Origin of the sequence: Corynebacterium tuingiense (assembly GCF_046718165.1) — a bacterium.
Classification (GTDB): Bacteria; Actinomycetota; Actinomycetes; order Mycobacteriales; family Mycobacteriaceae; genus Corynebacterium.
In genome coordinates, this window is record NZ_CP177101.1 from 134,237 (window position 1) to 151,475 (window position 17,239).

Genomic DNA, 17,239 nt, shown 5'->3' on the forward strand with positions numbered 1-17,239 from the left:
ACAGAGCTATTACCCCCGCCCTGCTAAATGTCTCTCTAGCAAAGGAGTTCGCGGCATGACCACCCCGCATACTCACGAATCTACCGCCCAATCAGAGGGCGCTGAGGATCCCGGTGCCCCACGCAATGAATGGCGCCGCCAGTTCATCGGTCTTTTCATTGGCCTAGCCCTGGCTATCCTCGTATTTTTCATCTTCCCCTCGAATGCGATCGACACCGTCCAAGAGTCCAGCGGCGTGGATGCGGAAGCTGACTACACCCTCGGCGCCATTCGCACCGTGGCCGCGGTGACCATCCTCATGGGTGTGTGGTGGATGACTGAGGCCATCCCGCTAGCGGCCACCGCGTTGATTCCCCTGGTGATCTTCCCCTTGTCCGGGGTGGGAACCATTAAGGAAGTCGGTGCGCCATATGCCTCTGCCACCATTTTCTTGTTCATGGGTGGCTTCCTGATCGCGCTGTCGCTGCAGCGCTGGAACCTACACCGCCGCCTTGCTCTTTACGTGGTCAAGCTCATCGGCACCTCGCCGCGCCGCCTCATTTTGGGCTTCATGCTGGCCACCGGCTTTTTGTCCATGTGGGTATCGAATACCGCAACGGCCGTCGTCATGCTGCCGATTGGTACGTCCGTGCTGGCGCTTACCGCAGAGACCGTTGGCGGTTGGGATAAGCAGAAGAAATTCGCCACCGCCCTCATGCTGGGTATCGCCTACTCCGCCTCCATCGGTTCGTTGGGTACGCTCATCGGTACCCCGCCGAATGCCTTTTTGAATGCGTATATGGCCGATACCTGGGGAGTTACCCTCGGCTTTGGCCGCTGGATGGCCGTCGGCGTGCCGCTGGCGCTTGTCTTCCTGCTCATCGCATGGGTGCTGTTGATTACCATCTTCAAGCCGGAAATGACCGAAATCCCCGGCGGCCGTGAGCTCATCAACGACGAAATCAAGGCCCTGGGCCCGTGGACCCGCCCGCAGATCATGACCGGCATCATCTTCGTCCTGGCCGCCCTGGCCTGGGTATCCCTGCCCATCGTCCTTAGCGATTTTGATAACTATGACGATGCCATCGTCGGCATCGCCGCAGGTATCCTCCTGTTCATCCTGCCGGCTGATTCGGAACGCCGCATCCGCCTGCTGGATTGGAAGACGGCCAACGAAATGCCGTGGGACGTCCTCCTCCTCTTCGGCGGTGGTCTCTCCCTGTCCTCGGTATTCAACTCTTCCGGTTTGTCCCTGTGGATTGGTGAGATGGCCAAGGGGCTCAGCTCCCTGCCAATCGTGCTCATCGTCGCAGCCGTGGCCGCCTTGGTCCTCTTCCTGACGGAGATCACCTCCAATACCGCCACCGCGGCGACCTTCATCCCCATCATGGGCGGCGTCGCCGTGGGCGTGGGCCTGACCGCCGAAGGCGATATGAACGTCCTGCTGCTCACCATCCCGGTCGCCTTGGCCGCAACCTGTGCCTTCATGCTGCCGGTGGCAACCCCGCCGAACGCCATTGCTTATGGTTCCGGTTACGTCAAGATTGGCGAGATGATCAAGGGTGGCGTTGGCCTCAACGTCATCGGTATCTTCCTCATCACCCTTACCGTCTTCCTGCTGGCGGTGCCTATCTTCGGGTTGACGGTCTAGGCGTTAAGACCCAAATAGCCATCCTTTAATGAAAAACGTTACCATTAAAGGATGGCTACACCTGTTACCGTGCTGTCCGGATTTTTAGGCAGCGGAAAAACCACGCTACTTAACCACCTGCTCGCGAACCGGGAGGGGCGCAAGCTGGCGGTCATTGTCAACGACTTTTCTGAGGTCAATATCGATGCCGCCCTAGTCGCCGGCGAAGGCCACCTCGAGCGCGGCGAGGATTGCTTCGTGGAACTGTCGAATGGCTGCATTTGCTGCACCCTGCGCGAAGACCTCATCGAGTCCGTGGGCAAGCTGGCGCGCTCCGGCCGCTTTGATCAGATTGTCATCGAATCCACCGGCATTTCCGAGCCCATGCCCGTGGCTGCCACCTTTGAGTGGGAATTTGCCGATGGCACCACGCTTGCCGATGCCGCCCCCATCGACACCATGGTCTCCCTCGTCGATGCCTCTACCTTCTTAAACCAATTGCGCCGCGGTCGCAGCCTCGTCTCCGAAAGCATCGAGGCTACGCCCCAAGATGACCGCACCATTTCCGATCTCTTAGTGGATCAAGTCGAATTCGCCGACCTTATCCTCATTACCAAGACCGATCTTGTCGATGCTGCCGAAACCGAGCGCGTCATCGCCGCAGTCCGCGCCATGAATCCCCGGGCTCGCGTGGTACCGGTAACCCACGGGGTCATCGAACCGGGGCTGGTTCTCGATGTGCATTTGTTCAATACCGCCACCGCAGCCGCCTATCACGGTTACGCCGAAGAGCTTGCGAACCCGCACACTCCAGAAACCGAGGAATATGGCATCTCCTCAGTCGTCTTTCGCGCCGACCGCCCCTTTAACCGCGAGCGCCTCATTGCCGCCCTCCGGGCAAGCACGGGCCTCGTGCGGTCCAAGGGATACTGTTGGATCGATACCGACCTGCGCGTGGCCCACGCGTGGCAGCAGGCTGGGCCAAACCTGCAAATCATGCCCGCCTCTTTGTGGGCCGCCAATGGCGTAACCCCCGGCACGGAGCTCGTGCTCATCGGCGTCGACTTCGATCACGAATCCACCCTGCAGGCCTTTCAAGACGCCCTGCTTTCCGATGCCGAAGCCTCCGCCCTCGTATAGCCTTCCCCGCTTCCACACTGAGCTAAAGCGTGAACGGCGGGTGAACAATACGCCTCTGGCTATCCCGCCGAACACTGCTCTGTACAGGCGATTTGTTAGTTTTCAGGTCCGTGGGTATAGTAAATTCTCGTTGCACAGCAGAGCGTACGCACTGCTTCACAACGGACTGCGCCCGTAGCTCAACGGATAGAGCATCTGACTACGGATCAGAAGGTTGGGGGTTCGAATCCCTCCGGGCGCACAAAATTTCGAATCTCGAGACATCGTTCCCAAGGCGGTGCCTCGAGATTTTTTATTTCCAGGTTTATTTTGGGGGGTGGGCGAGGCGTGTAGCCTAAGCGGCAAAAGGCCCGAGCTTCGATGTGTCCATTATCCGAGCTTAGACCTGAACTGCTAATAACGTAATGTGCGCCAGAACCTAGATAATGACAATCATTACCACGAAAGTCAATTTATGTTACTTTAAGTAAGTCATCGCGTACAGAAAGGGTAGTTGTGGACAAAACTTTATATACTGCCGCTTCTCTTCTGTCTTCTCTGCTGCTACTTCCTGCCTTGTCCGGAATGGCTCAAGCGGAAACAGTATAGGGGTACAAGAAGGGTCCAAAACTGTCTTTGGTGGGAACTGCCAAAACAGGGACGAAAACGGGATCCATGTGACGCGCAAGGTAAAACTCACAATGATTGCCCCTTCGGTCATGCGCACGATGACGGATTTCAAAATTTTGACGTTAAGGGAAATGCCGAATGCGCACGTCTATTTGTAATGGGAGAATATAAAGGAGAACAGTGTCACGTAATTCATCCTTAGAGGTTCTGCTAAAGATTACGATTTGTGTATCACTGTTGCTCTGTCTCGGTTATGCTATCGGCGGGTTGAATGCGATATATGTTGCTAAGACCTTGGCTGAGACGGATTCCACCTCATCGTCAGATATCTTCCGCAGGTTAGAAAACGGCTTATTTTATTTTAGGGTTGCCGGAGTTTTTGCGGTTATTTTCCTTGCGGGAACTTACGCAGTCTGGCGCAGGGCCAATTACCTCCGTAAGGGAGAGCAATCCGGTTAGTGGCTTTTCGGCTCGGTTGTTTATTGGGGCCCGGTTTTCGCGGTCTTTATCTTCCAAACCTCAAGCTCCTCTCCCAGTAGGTTGCGTCCGGTAGCGTGGTGTCTCCACTTTCTGGGGGTCAGGCCCTACCACGGGTTACAGATACTCCACACTAATGGATGGAACCTCGGTTGATTTAGGAGGGAGAAACGAAGGGTGGCTCAACTTCGTGTTCATTTGCCAGACAGTTTGAGCGCTTTTCATAGGTACCAGGAAGCATCCTGACAGAAAAGAAACTATCAGAATAAAGGTATGGAGGGGGCAATCGATTATTTATAGCAAAATAGCAGGTAGGTGCGGGTTTCTGGGGTGAATTAATTGCGCGTAGTTGGCAGTGATGCGCGCTGCGGCGGGCCCTCCGGAGTGTGTTGCGGCCGGGAAATTGGCTGCGATCGTGTGCGGTTCGCGGGAAGTGGGGTCGTGGGATTGACTAGGCCAATAATGGCATTTATAAGGTACAGGACATGTAAAGTGTTGATACAGCAACCTCCCAGGCTTTCGTTGTAGAAAAAGGGAGTCGTTATAAACATGGGCCGTAGTAGAGACCGCTGCGTCCCATCACATCGTGAAGGAGAGTGCTAGGTGAGTACATCATCGCGCATCGTCGGGCTGGATTTGGCTCGTTCATTTGCCATTATCGGCATGATTATTTTGCACATGGCCTCGTTGGTATGGAGTACCAAGGTCATTTTGTCGGGCCTTCCGGCCGCCCTATTTGCCATTGTCGCCGGCGTGACGATGATGCTCATTAGCAAGAACTATTCCATGCAGACGCTGTTGCGACTGATCGCCCGCGGCGCCATTATTACGCTTATCGGATTAGCGCTATTGCCGGTCGGTGGGCAAATTCAGGTCGTGCTTATTGCCATGGGCATCACCATGATGGTGGTGTCTTGGGTGCCACCGCTGAATGTGTGGTGGAAACTCGCACTGTTCTTCGTCGCCGCCATTGCCTCGACCGTGCACTACGCGCCATTTACCTTGCCACAGGTCTACCCGCTGCTGGCATGGATCGCGTACTTCCTCGCCGGCATGCTGCTCTTTGAGGTCTACATCCGCCCAGGTAGCTACCGCACGGCGCTGCAGTGGATCGTCACCGCGTGCAGCGCAGTGATTGCCGCCGTCGGTACCTACTTCCGCTTCGAGCCGGATATGCCCAGCTGGTTGCGCTTTACCGGCCACACCGGTGTAGCGGGCGAAATCATCCTCTCCGTTGCTGTAGCAGCGGTGGTGCTGCACCTGTGCCTGTTGCTGGGCACCCTAGCCCCCAAGCTGTTCTACCCCCTCGCCGCAATGGGCACCATGTCCCTGACCGTGTATGTCTTGCACGTTCTTACCGCCTATTACTGGCAAAGCCACATCTCACTGCACAACACCGCGTGGGCGTGGGCATTCATTGGCGTATTCCTCGTGCTTGCCACCATCTGGCGGAAGTTCTTGGGCCAAGGCCCCCTCGAAAAAGCCGTATCCACTGCCGTGAAAATCGCCGTTCCTGCCGGAAAGAAGGACTAACATGTCGCGTAAATTTGCTACCGCTTTAACCACTGCCGGCATCATCGGTATGTTGGCGGCCCCCGCCAGCGCCCTTGAGCACGGCGAACCCGCCCCCGATAACGCAGAGTCCCAAACCGTCGCCGCGCTCAAGATGGGCCGGATAGGCAACTTCGGTGACTGCACCGGCACGCTGGTGGATAAGCAGTGGGTGCTTACTGCTCGCCATTGCCTGGAGTCCGTCAATAACGAAGGCACTCAGGTCCGCTTGGGAGGCAAGGTCTATGACGCGGATTCGTGGGCGCTCTCCCCGCTTTCCGATGCCGGATTGCTCCACCTCACCGAGCCCGTCACCGATATCAAGCCGGCCAAGATCTCCACCGATATTCCAGAGACTGGTGACCTTGGCACCCTGTACGGCTGGAGCAGCAGCTCCTCCATGGCGCGCAAGGGCCAGCTGCCGATGGCAGAGATGAAGGTCTCCGAAATCCTGGGCGGCGGGCCAACCGATGACGCCGCACAGAAGCCAGGCGCTGACAAGGAAGCCCCGGAAGGCTACGAATCCGTGCCAGCCGAAGAGGCCATGCCCGGCCTCAAGATGCCGGGATCTGGTTCGGGATCGGATAAGCCCAAGGTGGTCTCGCCCGGTGCCACCAAGCCGGGCGCTGAGCAGCCGCAGATTGTTAAGCCTGACGGCAACGGTGGGGAAGTAATGCAGCCTGGCCAAGGCGGCATGGCCCCGATGATCAGCAGCCCGATCCTCGATGTCCACTCCACCGGTAATGCCGGCATGCAGGGCGGCGATTCCGGCGGACCGTTCTTCGTGGGCGGAAAGCTTGCGGGCCTAGCTACCGCGGGTACGTCCAATGCGGACCCGGATTTGCCCTCCCCAAGCGCGGCTATCACCACGCTCGCCGGCACCAAGGACTGGGTAGACGGCGTGATTAGCGGCAAGGATAAGGACGCCATCTTGACCGCGGAGACCACGCCTACCCCGCAGGCAACGCCGCAGACCAGCGGTGACCGCCCGTGGATCTACTTCACGGTAGCGGCCATTGGCCTTATCGGTGCCGCGGCGGCTGCGCGCACCTTCGCTACCGGTGCTGGCAACGGTGCCGCCCGCACGTCGCGCCGTTAAAAAATCTCGATGCGCCCGCCCAAGGATTCGGTCTGGCGCAGCTGCGCCACCCACTTCGGGCCGCCGGGGTGCAGGCGCAGCACCGGGCGGGAAGAAATCTTGACCGGGGAGACCGATTCCTTGCGCGCGCCCGACCTGGCCTCGATGCGGGTGCGGGCGCGGTAGCCGGCATCGGCAAGCTCGGCGATGGAAGGCTCGGGGGCGGCGAGCTTCTCCCGGGCATCGTGAAGCAGCTCCAGCGCCTCATCCAAGGCCTCCACCAGAGCCGGGGCATTAGTCTCGCACATCTGCCGCACGAGATCCGGGCGAGTGCCTGCCACCCGGGTCGCATCCTTGAAGGAACCGGCAGACAGGGACTGCGCCAAAATGCCGCCATTATCGCCCACCGTGGCGAGGGTCTCCGCAAAGATATGCGGCAGGTGGGAAATGCGAGCGACCGCCGCATCGTGGTTGGCCACGCGGATGGGCACGGCCTCTGCATGCACCATCTGGGTCATGCGCACGACGTCTGTAAAAGTCTCAATCCATTTCTTGGGAATCTTTTCCCCGCGCGCCTCATACTCGGCGGCGTAATCGTAGGTAATGCCCCACGCAGCGCGGCGGAAAAGCCCCGTCTGGGAGTGATCCCAGCCCGATTTCGAGGTGCCCGCCATGGGGTGCCCGCCCACGTAGCGATCCTCCATGCCACGGTCACAGACCTGCTGGCGCACGGGGGTCTTTACGGAGACCACGTCCGTAATGCCGCAGATAGGGGCGTGTTCCTGAATGGCATCCAAGACGCTGCCCACCGCGGTCATGGGAACGGCGATCACAATGAGCGCCTCTTCAATTTCGGCGCGGTTAAGCACCGCCGGCAAGTCATCATTGACGTCAAAGCCCTGCTTGACTGCGGTGCGGGCGGCGGACGTCGAGTGGTTGTATCCGAATACGTCGTGGTTATAGCCGGCGAGATCGCGCAGCAGGGAACCGCCGATGAGGCCGAGGCCGATAATGCAGATGGGGCGTTGAACATCTTGAGAACTCACGGTGACAATTGTGGCACAACACGACTAATCTCACGAGGTATGAGCAACGAAAATTACTCTTTCGCGGTTACCGTCGCCCGCAACGAGGGACAATGGGTCGTGCGCAGCTTCGATGATGACTTTGAGGATCCGCAAACCTCCATCACCGCAGTGCGCTCCCTGCGCTCCGAAGGCGCAGCTTTCGCCCTTCTCTGCGTCGAAGACGCCTACTTCATTGCCGTGCGGCCCGTGCCCGGTGGGGTGAAAATGCTAATTTCAGACGCCACCTACGGCGTTGACGATGACTTTGCCGCGGACTTCATGGAGCTCAATGACTACGAGATTCCAGACGTGGACCCGGAAGAGGCTGACCCCTACGGTGAGGGCGATTTCGATATCTTCGCTGACCTGGGCCTATCCGAGGACCAGGTGGGCTACATCATCGATGATGAGGACGATTGGCCCTCTGACATGCTCCTGCGCATCGCCGGCGACCTGGGCTTTGGGGATGAGCTAGAAGACGTCATTGATAACGCCTAAGCCCCTGCAGCGCGCGCAGGAACGGATGCGGCGCGCCCTCGCGGTGGCGCGCCAGACCCCCGCCGGGGATGTGCCGGTTGGGGCGGTGCTTTATGATGCCGCCGGCCGCGAGCTCGCCACCGGCGTCAACCGCCGCGAGCAATTGCGCGATCCCACCGCCCACGCCGAGGTCGAGGCGATCCGCCAGGCGGTGCGCATCCATGGCGATGGCTGGCGCTTGACCGGCTGCGAGCTCGTGGTCACCTTGGAGCCCTGCGCCATGTGTGCCGGCGCCCTGCAATCCGCCCGGGTGAGCTCGCTGGTTTTTGGCGCCTTTGAGCCGAAGACGGGTGCGTGCGGCTCGCTTATCGATGTCCTGCGTGCCCCCACCGCACCCTTTACCCCTCAGGTCCGCGGTGGCGTCCTCGAAAAAGACTGCGTGGCGTTGCTAGAAAAATTCTTCGCCACACTCCGCGAAAAGTGAGTATAGTGGCTGGCACACTGTAAGCGACTCATTTAAGGAGAGAGATAATGGGCGATTTGGAAAACAAGAAGGACGACCTCGCAGGCAAGGCAAAGGAAGCTGTCGGCGAGGCAACCGGTAACGAAGACGTAGCCAACGAGGGCAAGGCCGACCAGGTCGCTTCCGAGGCTAAGGACAAGCTGTCCGACGCTGCTGACAGCATCAAGGACAAGGCCAACGACATCATCGGTGGCCTGAAGAAGGACTAATTTTAGAGTCCCTTCATAGCGAAATCGCTGCGCTGGCTTAGTGCCGGCGCAGCGATTTTGTTGCATCGGGGGTCCTCCCGTAGTCTGGAAAGCGGTGGCGTGTCCGAGCGGCCGAAGGTGATCGCCTCGAAAGCGATTGTTGGGTAACCCCCAACCGCGGGTTCAAATCCCGCCGCCACCGCGCAAGGCCCCGAACTGTTAATGCAGTTCGGGGCCTATTTTTGTTTTCTCTGGCAAGGAGTGTTGGGGTGACTTAAGCGTCCTGCTTTGCGCGTTCAGCCCGGGCGCGGCGGCGCTGCAGGGTGGGGAGGAACCACGTCGCAACGGCGGCGATGACGGCTATGGTGCCCGCGCTCCACGCGAGGTATTTCACGGGGGTGAACCACCACGCCAGGGCCGCGATTACTGCGATGACTGCCCATACTGCGGGGACGAGGAGACTGGGCCGTTCGGCCCACGGTTCCCGGGGGAATCGGCTGCGCGCCTCCGCACGGATGCGGCGCGGCGTTTTACGGGCAAGCGCCAAGGAACAGGCGACCACAAAGGTCAGGCCAATGCCGGCGATGAGCAGGCTGCCGCTTACGCCGCCGAACATGAATACGCCGACGGAAAGCGCTAAGGATAAGCGTTCACCGATCGTGAGTGGGAAGTTCTGTGTGGGATCGACATCTGGATAGATGCTGTTGAAGATGTCTTTGCGGGGATCGTTGTGCATTTTTGTTTCTTATGGGGGGTGGTTTATTGACAATCAAAAGAAGTTAGGTCAGGATACACTTACTTCACTAAGGCTAGCTTAGCCTATATCATTTTTAGGCACGAAAACAAGGTTCTCAATATGATTGGAAAACTGTGGAAGTCGGCGTTCGGCATCATCGTCGCGGCTTTCCTCGTCGCAGCATTCGCCCCACTTTCGTCTTCTGCCCCGGTTGCCCACGCAGATGAATCCTGCACGTGGAATTGGGGCCTCAAGCAGTCATTCCGCAGCTACGTCAAAGGCAATATCGCCCACGGTGGCTGGGGTGCCAACGGCATTGGTTTTAAGGGGGACGAAACGGGCGATGGCGCGTTTGTCTTTACCGCAGGAAAGCCCGATGTCTCTGGTGGAAACGTCACGATTCCGTTCAATGGAACGCTGAATTTTACTGGCCACGATGGGATCTTGGATATGACTATGTCTGACTTCAAGGTCAAGGCTTCTGGTAAGCAGGCGCAGATTTCCGTGGACTACGTCTCCTATGAGATGAACCGCCAAGACCTCAGCCGCGGTAAAAAGATCCAAGGCAATGATGAGGTAATCGCCACCATTAATCTGGCCAACCCCGTCAACGATGGTGCCGGGAAGGTTGATTTGTCTGGATCTACCACTCTGACTTCCGGCGGGGCCAAGCTTTTCACCGGCTTCTACCAGCCAGGTGAAGCCTTAGATCCGTCCTCCGGCAGCATTGCTCTCGACGGATCATGCTCTGGATCCGGATCTGGCTCCGGTTCCGGTTCGGGTGAGAAGCGTCCATTGACGTCCATTACAGGTTCCTTCACGGGCTTTAACAAGGAAGCCATGGACATCCTGTCTGAAACCAATGACACGATGAACGGGATTACTACGTTCATGGGCAATACCCAGGCGTTTCTGGATGAGTTGGAGTCTTTCAACAACCGGGGTGGATCAAACTCGAATTCGGATGGTTCTGCTTCGGGTACGTCGAACTCCGCTGGAGGAAACTCGGCTTCTACTAACTCTGCAGCGGGAAATTCATCACCGAGCAACTCTGGTTCGGGCGGAGGCGGCGGCGCCTCAGGAGCTGGCAAAGCAGCAGGAACTGGTCCTGCGCACTCCGAATCTGCGAACTCCGGCGCCCCGGGCTCAGGTAATTCGGGCGCGGGAGCACCTGGCGGGGGCGATGCCGTCTGTGAGGCTACTGGGGTTACGCAAGCCACCGCTCAGTGGGGCTTAAAGAAATCCTTCCAATCCTATATCACCGGATCCATTGCCCAAGGCCGGTGGGATCTCTCTGGTGTTGGCTATGACAATGGCCGTTTCCAATTCACTGGTAACTCTGGTGCCGTAAAAGATGGCGCGGGCTCCGTGCAGTATGGCGGGAGCATGCAGTTCACCGGGCACCACGGCAAGTTGGACCTCAACATCTCCAACCTGGAAATCACCTTCAACGGCAATTCCGGCGAGCTTATCGCTGACGTGCGATCTTCCAATATGGAAGGAAAGAAGAAAGACTTTGGGCACGCTGTTATTGGCACCTTGAGCTTTACTTCTCTCGACGTCGGCACGGACGCCGTGTCCGGTGAAGCTGAGGTATTGCTTTCTGAAACCGGCTCCCAAGCCCTCGCTGAGTTCTATGAACCGGGCACCCAGCTGGATCCATTGAGCTTCCACGCCACCTTGGACGGAAGCGCTGACTGTGGTGCCGTATCCGGTGGCGGCGGCACTAGTTCCGGTTCTGCATCCGGTGGATCCGGTGCGGGTGAAAGCGGGAAGGGCGGCACTGGTTCCAAAGGCGGCGCTCATGCCGTAGCCGGGGATCCAGCGCTAGCCGGCGACTCGGGGCAGGGATATGAGGACGGATCGAACAAATTCAAGGTCAAGTCCGCGACGTCTCCCGGCGGGGGCCTAGATAACCCGACCACCTATCTACTGCTCTTCATCGTCGGATTGATCATCGCCGGTGGTTCCACCAGCCGGCTTGTTATGAATAACTCTTAGAAAGATTGCCGTGAAACTCGTTCTTCGTTTTCTCGTACCACTCTTGTGCATCTTCAGTCTTACCGCGTGCGGTGTGCAGGGAAGCTATACCGATCAGCTACCGGATCCTGCAGATGTCTCCGATCCCAGGTCCTTTGAAGGTGTCAGTGACGTCAAAGATTTTGACGATATCGAGCCGGTTACTGAAAAAGCAGAGCCGGCGCTTCCGGTGGAACTTACCGATGCCGATGGTAATGACGTCACCGTCACCGATACTTCCCGCATCCTCGCGTTGGATATCTATGGCACCTATACCAAGACCCTGAGCGGCTTGGGGCTTGCGGATAATATCGTCGGCCGCACGATTTCTTCTACCGAGCCCAACTTGACGGATCTCCCAGTAGTGACCGAAGGCGGCCACAACATCAACGTGGAGGCGGTGCTGGAGCTCCAGCCGACGCTCGTCATTGTGGATCATTCCATTGGCCCGCGCGATGCCATCGATCAAATCCGCGCGGCGGGCGTCACCACCGTGGTGATGGAACCTGAGCGCACCATTGATTCCGTGGGCGAGGACATCACCGCGCTTGGCGATGCCCTCGGCTTGCCCGACGAAGCACGCGAGCTGGCGGATCGTTCCACCAAAGAAATCGACGAGGCAAAGGAAGCCATCAAGGAACTCGTTCCCGATGATCCGATGCGGATGGCGTTCCTCTATGCGCGCGGAAACGGCGGCGTCTTCTTCATCATGGGTGACGGCACCGGTGCACAAGACCTGATTGAAGGCATCGGCGGCGTGGATCTGGCGGCAGAAAACAACCTTTCTCATGCAGAACCCGCTAACGCGGAGGCATTGGCGCGCATCAACCCGGAGGTGATCATCATGATGACCAATGGCCTGGAATCCACCGGCGGAATTGATGGCTTGCTGGAGAGGCCTGGTGTTGCTCAGACCACCGCCGGCCAGAAGAAGCGCATCGTGACCATCCCGGACGGCCAGTCGTTGGCCTTTGGCCCTATGACCGGTCAGACGCTGGTGAAGCTAGCAAAGGCTGTGTATGACCCGGACAATGAGTAGGGACACGGATACCTTCGCGCGCCGCCGCACTCAGCGCGCCTGGGTATTCGTACTGCTGGGGATCCTCACCGTTCTCGCGGCGCTCATTTCCGTCGTGCTGGGGCAATACTACGTACCCCTGTCTGATCTCTTCCCCATTTTGGCAGCCGGGCACGGCGAGGATTCCTTGACCGCAAGCGTGGTGTGGGACATCCGCCTACCGCGTTTGGTATTAGGGCTTGTGGTGGGCGCGGCCTTGGGGGTGGCCGGCACGCTGATGCAGGCGGTATTTGCCAACCCCCTTGCAGAACCTTCCATCATCGGCGTTACCTCTGGTGCGGGCGTTGGTGCGGCCGTGGTCATTGTCTTCAATATCGAGTTCTTCGGTACCTTTACCGTTCCCGCCGCAGCCTTCCTGACCGCGTTACTAGTTACCTTCATTATTTATCAGCTTGCGCGCTACAACGGGCGCGTGGCCGTAGTGCACCTGATTCTCACCGGCATCGCCATCAATGCGGTATGCAACGCCATCATCTCCTTCATGGTGTACCTGGCGCCGACCGCCAACCGCGAAGCGATCGTCTTCTGGCAGATGGGCTCCCTCAACGGTTCGCAGTGGAAACACGTGTGGGCGGTACTTCCCATCGTGGTGGTAGGCCTCGCAGTGGCCCTGCGCTTAGGCAAGCAGCTAGACGTCCTCGCGCTCGGCGAGCGCGCCGCCGCGCATACCGGCGTGAACGTGCCGCGTCTGCGCATCGTGGCGATCGTGGCATCGGCAGTGCTGACCGCCGCGGCTGTTTCCTTCGCCGGCCTCATTGGCTTTGTGGGGCTCATCGTTCCCCACCTGCTGCGCAGCATCATCGGGCCAGAAAACCGCATCCTACTGCCCGCCTCCGCCCTGGGCGGCGCTGTGCTTATTGGTTTCGCCGACGTGGCAGCGCGCACGATGATTCCTTTTGCGGATCTTCCCATCGGCATTTTCACCGCTCTGGTGGGAGGTCCAACGTTCTTCATCTTGCTGCGCCGCATGATGCGCAAAGGAGTGCACTGATGATAAACGTCAAAGACTTAACCGTCCGGGTGGGGGAACATACCCTTGTGGATCAAGTGTCCTTTGCTGCCCAAGCGGGCGAAGTTACCGGGCTTATCGGTCCGAACGGTGCCGGTAAATCCACGGTACTTGCCGCCGTGGCCGGAGACATTGATTATTCCGGTGAGATCACCGTGGGTGGGCTTTCGCCCAAGGCGCCAGCGCGAGAGCTCGCCCGCACGCGTGCGGTGATGCTGCAGGATGTCTCGGTGTCGTTTGAATTCCTCGTCCGCGATGTCGTTGCGATGGGGCGCCGCCCGTGGGAAGGAACTGCCTATGCAGACCTTGACGATGACTTTATTGACGCCGCCCTCGATGCCGCCGGCGTTGCGCACCTAGCTGGCCGAGACATCAGCACGTTGTCTGGCGGTGAGCGCGCCCGCGCGGCCTTCGCACGCGTGCTTGCCCAAAATACCCCGGTTATCTTGCTCGATGAGCCAACGGCCGCGCTCGATATTCGGCACCAAGAACAACTGCTGGGTTCAGTCAAAGCCCTCGCCCGCGAGGCCGGTGTTGCCGTCCTCGTGGTGCTCCATGACCTCAACGCTGCAGCTGCATATTGCGATCGCGTCGTATGCCTGTCGTGCGGGGGATTAGCAGCCCAAGGGCGCGTAGATGAGGTCTTTACCAATCCCACATTGTCTCAAGTGTATGGCTGGCCAATATCCGTCGATGGACTGCGGGTACATCCACAGCGTGCCACGCCCACCATCAACCCACTCTTTTCACATAAATTGGAGGATTTCCATGTTTAAGAAAGTAGTGGTCACCGCTCTCGCGGCGACCGCCCTTACCGTGCCACACGCTTCTGCGGAAGAAACCTGCACCATCGAATCCGGTTCCTTGAATTGGGGCATTAAGCACTCGTGGCGTTCCTACCTCAAATCCGGTTTCGCTGCTGGTGATTGGTCCACTAGTGGTCCAGTGACGCAAACCGGTGATCCTAAGGGGAAGGATTTCTCTTTCGGCTTCGACGTCGATCCTGCAACCTCTACGGTAACGGTAGATGAGGACGGCAATGTGGTGTCGTCCAACATCGAGAGCAAAGACTCTTCGATCACGTTCACCGGTCACCACGGCGCTCTACATTCCACGGTAGTGGCACCTTTCATCAAGACCTCCGGAAATCAAGCCCAGCTCGGTTCCGGCTACGAGGTCTATCACGTAGAGGGCAAGAATATGTTTCAATACACCGAGGACGACCGCATCGACGCCAATAAGCGCACCGGGGACGGGATCTTTGGCCACGGCACGGCGCAATGGACCAAGGAGGGCGATACACTCACCCTTTCCGCCAGCGATGTGCGGTACAAGGAGCAGCAGGGAACAAAAGATGGAAAAATCGAGGGCGTAGACCAACTTTTCATGGGCATGTATAGCTCAGAGAGCAAGCCTGAGCTTGATGATGCCCACTTAACTCTCAAGGTTTCCCCGGGCTGTGGCCAGAAGAAGGAAGAAACTCCGCAGAACGAACCTGCTCCGCAGCCGCCGGTAGCTGCGCCGGAAAAGGAAGAGAAGCCACAGAGTCAGCCACCGAAGGGCAATCCAGCTCCGCAGTCACCAGCGACCTCGCAGATCCCGGCACCGCCGAAGAAGCCGGAGACCCCAAAGAGCCCCGAGACTTCGGAGTCTAAGAAGCCGGGAACCCAGAAACCAGAGGAGGACGCTCCCTCAGGTTCTAGCTTTGCCAAGGTGTGGAACTACATCTTGGGCGTGGTAACCATTGGCAGCATGTTTGCCATCCTTGGGCAGGCGTTTATAAAGTCGGGCGCCCTTGATAGCGTGCGTGCCCTTCTCCACCGATAAAAGCACCGCTGATCCAGGAATAGGGGGTCAGCTAAGCACGCTGTGCCGGCAGCCATCTCAACGCCGCGCGCAAAACCCTTTTAAGGACGGTGCCGCGCCGTGCGTACCGCAGGCGGTGGGGTAGGGAGTTAGTCCTTTTGGTTGATTTCTCCCCACAAGTCTTGTAAATAAGGGTTGCCTAACCTTAAATTCATATTTAGAAGTTAGGTAAGCGTTACTTTGGAGGAAGTCAGTGACTGTGACACTCAAGAAACCATTATCCGTCGCATTGCGCGAGGAGACCGCTCACGCCCATGAGAACGCGGAGGGCTCGGCGTTTATGCAGCGACTTATGTCAGGTCGGCTGAGCGCTGAGGCCGCTGCCGATCTGAGTGGCCAATTGTGGTTTGTCTATGAGTCTTTGGAGCGCGCCGTCCGTGGCGTGGCGCAAACTTCAATCGCCGGTGCGGTGGCCGATCCACGCTTGGAGCGGCGCTTCGCTCTAGAGGCGGATTTGGCGGCGCTCGTCGGCGGCGACTGGCGCGAAAAGATCCGGATCCTGCCGGCCACAGCATCCTACGTTGCCCGCCTAGAAGAAGTATCCGGCAGTGCGGTAGAAGTGGTGGCCCATCACTATGTCCGGTATCTCGGTGATGTCTCCGGCGGCCAGGTGATTGCCGCGCGCCTCGGCACCCTCTATGACATCGAACCGGATGCGCTGAACTTTTATGACTTCAGCGCCATTGGCAAGATTCCGCCGTACCGCAAGGGCTACCGCGAACGCCTTGACAGCCTCATGCTAACCGCGGAACAGCGCGAGGCTTTGCTCTCGGAGGCGCAGCGCGCATTCGCCTTCAACTCGGGGATATTCGCCGAGCTTGATAAGCGCCACTGATTTACTTTTTCCAATTTATTAATTAAGGTAAGGCTCGCCTAATTCACTAAGGCGAAGCTTTACCACTGCTCTCAAGAGGAGAAATTCATGAAAACAACATCCGTCATCGCTATTGGCGCGGTTGCGCTCGGCGCCGTCACCGCCCCAGTAGCCTCTGCCGATGAGGCTCCAGCCACTGTCCCCGCCGTGGAATCCGGCCAATTGAACTGGCCCATCAAGGAATCCTTCATTCACCACGTGGACACCAGCCCTCTCGCCAAAGGCGTAGTCAATACCACCGGAGGTGCGGAGAAGGTAGGAAAGGACTTCACCTTCCCCGTCGATGCGGCCCATACCACGGTGGATGCAGAGGGAAACGGCACTATAGGCACTCAGGGATCCGTGCAGATTCAAGGCTATCCAGGCTTTGGCCCTAATGGTTCCTACGGCGTCGACCTCACGTTCTCAGATATCAAGGTGGAGGTAGAAGGCCACAACGCCACTATCACTGCGGACTATAAGCTTACGGGCGCCTCGGGCCCGCTGAAGAACGAGCCGGTTGAATTGTCCGGTGATGACGCCGCAATCTCTACCTTCACGCTCACTGAGCCCTTGGTACCGGAAACCGGCAAGACTTACGCCACAACTGATGCCCCCACCTCGCTGACCCAGACGGGCTCCGACATCTTTTTGGGCAAGTACCCGGTGGGGCAACCGCTTGACGATGCCAACACGGATCTCACCGTGGCATTCGACGGCGCCTCCGAAAACCCTAAACCATCTGACCAGGTAACCCCAGAAAAGAAGCCTTCGGGCGACGACGCTGCAGACGACGGCTCTTCTTTCCACGGTTCTTCCTCAGGCAACCTAGGCGAGACCATCGCTGCTATTATCGCGCGGGTAAAGAAAATCAGCGCCTTCTTCTCTGACCTCGTTCTTCCCGGCCTGAGCTTGTCGAAGTTCGTTTAAATAGCGCGCGCTCTCTCGCGGCTGCATCG

16 protein-coding genes and 2 tRNA genes are annotated in these 17,239 nt (G+C 58.5%); 16 read left to right on the forward strand and 2 right to left on the reverse strand.

All coding sequences use genetic code 11. The features are described from left to right. Positions 1 to 55: 55 nt before the first annotated feature. The 5 genes from ACLI1T_RS00695 to ACLI1T_RS00715 all read left to right on the forward strand — a co-directional run bounded on the left by ACLI1T_RS00695 (position 56) and on the right by ACLI1T_RS00715 (position 6,485). Complete coding sequence (locus ACLI1T_RS00695; RefSeq protein ID WP_411702773.1) at positions 56 to 1,630, forward strand: SLC13 family permease; 1,575 nt, start codon at positions 56 to 58, stop codon at positions 1,628 to 1,630. A gap of 51 nt (positions 1,631 to 1,681) precedes the next feature. Next, positions 1,682 to 2,749 (forward strand): GTP-binding protein, encoded by a 1,068-nt coding sequence (locus ACLI1T_RS00700; RefSeq protein ID WP_411702774.1) that lies wholly within the window; start codon positions 1,682 to 1,684, stop codon positions 2,747 to 2,749. Between the two features lie 168 nt (positions 2,750 to 2,917). Beyond that, a tRNA-Arg gene (locus ACLI1T_RS00705) sits at positions 2,918 to 2,990 on the forward strand. Between the two features lie 1,508 nt (positions 2,991 to 4,498). Then, positions 4,499 to 5,368, forward strand: a complete 870-nt coding sequence (locus tag ACLI1T_RS00710; protein ID WP_411703324.1) for a DUF418 domain-containing protein — start codon at positions 4,499 to 4,501, stop codon at positions 5,366 to 5,368. A 1-nt stretch (position 5,369) separates the two neighbouring features. Beyond that, positions 5,370 to 6,485, forward strand: coding sequence for a trypsin-like serine protease (locus tag ACLI1T_RS00715; protein WP_411702775.1), 1,116 nt, complete (start codon positions 5,370 to 5,372; stop codon positions 6,483 to 6,485). Here the strand turns inward: ACLI1T_RS00715 and ACLI1T_RS00720 are convergent. Further along, positions 6,482 to 7,510 carry a prephenate dehydrogenase gene (locus ACLI1T_RS00720; protein WP_411702776.1) on the reverse strand — a complete coding sequence of 343 codons (1,029 nt, stop codon included), beginning with the start codon at positions 7,508 to 7,510 and terminating at the stop codon, positions 6,482 to 6,484. The genes ACLI1T_RS00715 and ACLI1T_RS00720 overlap by 4 nt on opposite strands. Positions 7,511 to 7,549: 39 nt before the next feature. On the opposite strand from ACLI1T_RS00720, the gene ACLI1T_RS00725 reads away from it, so the two are divergent. The 4 genes from ACLI1T_RS00725 (at position 7,550) to ACLI1T_RS00740 (ending at position 8,921) form a co-directional block, all read left to right on the forward strand. Beyond that, entirely contained in the window at positions 7,550 to 8,029 is a 480-nt protein-coding gene (locus ACLI1T_RS00725; protein ID WP_023024959.1) for a tRNA adenosine deaminase-associated protein, read from the forward strand. Next, on the forward strand, positions 8,016 to 8,492 hold the full coding sequence (locus ACLI1T_RS00730) for a nucleoside deaminase (protein ID WP_255342566.1): 477 nt from the start codon (positions 8,016 to 8,018) through the stop codon (positions 8,490 to 8,492). Before ACLI1T_RS00725 ends, ACLI1T_RS00730 begins: the two co-directional genes overlap by 14 nt. Positions 8,493 to 8,539: 47 nt before the next feature. Then, positions 8,540 to 8,740, forward strand: coding sequence for a CsbD family protein (locus tag ACLI1T_RS00735; RefSeq protein ID WP_239270028.1), 201 nt, complete (start codon positions 8,540 to 8,542; stop codon positions 8,738 to 8,740). Between the two features lie 93 nt (positions 8,741 to 8,833). Continuing rightward, a tRNA-Ser gene (locus tag ACLI1T_RS00740) sits at positions 8,834 to 8,921 on the forward strand. Between the two features lie 72 nt (positions 8,922 to 8,993). Here the strand turns inward: ACLI1T_RS00740 and ACLI1T_RS00745 are convergent. Next, complete coding sequence (locus ACLI1T_RS00745) at positions 8,994 to 9,455, reverse strand: hypothetical protein (RefSeq protein ID WP_411702777.1); 462 nt, start codon at positions 9,453 to 9,455, stop codon at positions 8,994 to 8,996. A 120-nt stretch (positions 9,456 to 9,575) separates the two neighbouring features. Here ACLI1T_RS00745 and ACLI1T_RS00750 point away from each other — a divergent pair, with 120 nt between their 5' ends. From ACLI1T_RS00750 to ACLI1T_RS00780, 7 genes are all read left to right on the forward strand, one after another. Beyond that, positions 9,576 to 11,456: an HtaA domain-containing protein gene (locus ACLI1T_RS00750; RefSeq protein ID WP_411702778.1), complete on the forward strand. Its 1,881-nt coding sequence runs from the start codon at positions 9,576 to 9,578 to the stop codon at positions 11,454 to 11,456. A 10-nt stretch (positions 11,457 to 11,466) separates the two neighbouring features. Continuing rightward, positions 11,467 to 12,513, forward strand: coding sequence for a hemin ABC transporter substrate-binding protein (locus tag ACLI1T_RS00755; RefSeq protein WP_411702779.1), 1,047 nt, complete (start codon positions 11,467 to 11,469; stop codon positions 12,511 to 12,513). After that, positions 12,506 to 13,543, forward strand: a complete 1,038-nt coding sequence (locus ACLI1T_RS00760; protein ID WP_349868278.1) for an iron ABC transporter permease — start codon at positions 12,506 to 12,508, stop codon at positions 13,541 to 13,543. Before ACLI1T_RS00755 ends, ACLI1T_RS00760 begins: the two co-directional genes overlap by 8 nt. Further along, on the forward strand, positions 13,543 to 14,337 hold the full coding sequence (locus ACLI1T_RS00765) for a heme ABC transporter ATP-binding protein (protein ID WP_411702780.1): 795 nt from the start codon (positions 13,543 to 13,545) through the stop codon (positions 14,335 to 14,337). Before ACLI1T_RS00760 ends, ACLI1T_RS00765 begins: the two co-directional genes overlap by 1 nt. Beyond that, on the forward strand, positions 14,330 to 15,388 hold the full coding sequence (locus tag ACLI1T_RS00770) for an HtaA domain-containing protein (protein ID WP_411702781.1): 1,059 nt from the start codon (positions 14,330 to 14,332) through the stop codon (positions 15,386 to 15,388). Before ACLI1T_RS00765 ends, ACLI1T_RS00770 begins: the two co-directional genes overlap by 8 nt. A 232-nt stretch (positions 15,389 to 15,620) precedes the next feature. Beyond that, entirely contained in the window at positions 15,621 to 16,262 is a 642-nt protein-coding gene (locus tag ACLI1T_RS00775) for a heme oxygenase (biliverdin-producing) (RefSeq protein WP_411702782.1), read from the forward strand. A gap of 87 nt (positions 16,263 to 16,349) precedes the next feature. Beyond that, a complete protein-coding gene (locus ACLI1T_RS00780; protein ID WP_411702783.1) occupies positions 16,350 to 17,210 on the forward strand; it encodes an HtaA domain-containing protein in 861 nt (286 codons plus the stop codon). Positions 17,211 to 17,239: the final 29 nt, after the last annotated feature.

Excerpts from the sequence above, each read along its gene's own strand:
- ACLI1T_RS00695 (WP_411702773.1), top strand. The coding sequence starts at position 56 with ATGACCACCCCGCATACTCACGAATCTACCGCCCAATCAGAGGGCGCT.
- ACLI1T_RS00700 (WP_411702774.1), top strand. The coding sequence starts at position 1,682 with ATGGCTACACCTGTTACCGTGCTGTCCGGATTTTTAGGCAGCGGAAAA.
- ACLI1T_RS00710 (WP_411703324.1), top strand. The coding sequence starts at position 4,499 with ATGATTATTTTGCACATGGCCTCGTTGGTATGGAGTACCAAGGTCATT.
- ACLI1T_RS00715 (WP_411702775.1), top strand. The coding sequence starts at position 5,370 with ATGTCGCGTAAATTTGCTACCGCTTTAACCACTGCCGGCATCATCGGT.
- ACLI1T_RS00725 (WP_023024959.1), top strand. The coding sequence starts at position 7,550 with ATGAGCAACGAAAATTACTCTTTCGCGGTTACCGTCGCCCGCAACGAG.
- ACLI1T_RS00735 (WP_239270028.1), top strand. The coding sequence starts at position 8,540 with ATGGGCGATTTGGAAAACAAGAAGGACGACCTCGCAGGCAAGGCAAAG.
- ACLI1T_RS00745 (WP_411702777.1), bottom strand. The coding sequence starts at position 9,455 with ATGCACAACGATCCCCGCAAAGACATCTTCAACAGCATCTATCCAGAT.
- ACLI1T_RS00750 (WP_411702778.1), top strand. The coding sequence starts at position 9,576 with ATGATTGGAAAACTGTGGAAGTCGGCGTTCGGCATCATCGTCGCGGCT.
- ACLI1T_RS00760 (WP_349868278.1), top strand. The coding sequence starts at position 12,506 with ATGAGTAGGGACACGGATACCTTCGCGCGCCGCCGCACTCAGCGCGCC.
- ACLI1T_RS00765 (WP_411702780.1), top strand. The coding sequence starts at position 13,543 with ATGATAAACGTCAAAGACTTAACCGTCCGGGTGGGGGAACATACCCTT.
- ACLI1T_RS00770 (WP_411702781.1), top strand. The coding sequence starts at position 14,330 with ATGTTTAAGAAAGTAGTGGTCACCGCTCTCGCGGCGACCGCCCTTACC.
- ACLI1T_RS00780 (WP_411702783.1), top strand. The coding sequence starts at position 16,350 with ATGAAAACAACATCCGTCATCGCTATTGGCGCGGTTGCGCTCGGCGCC.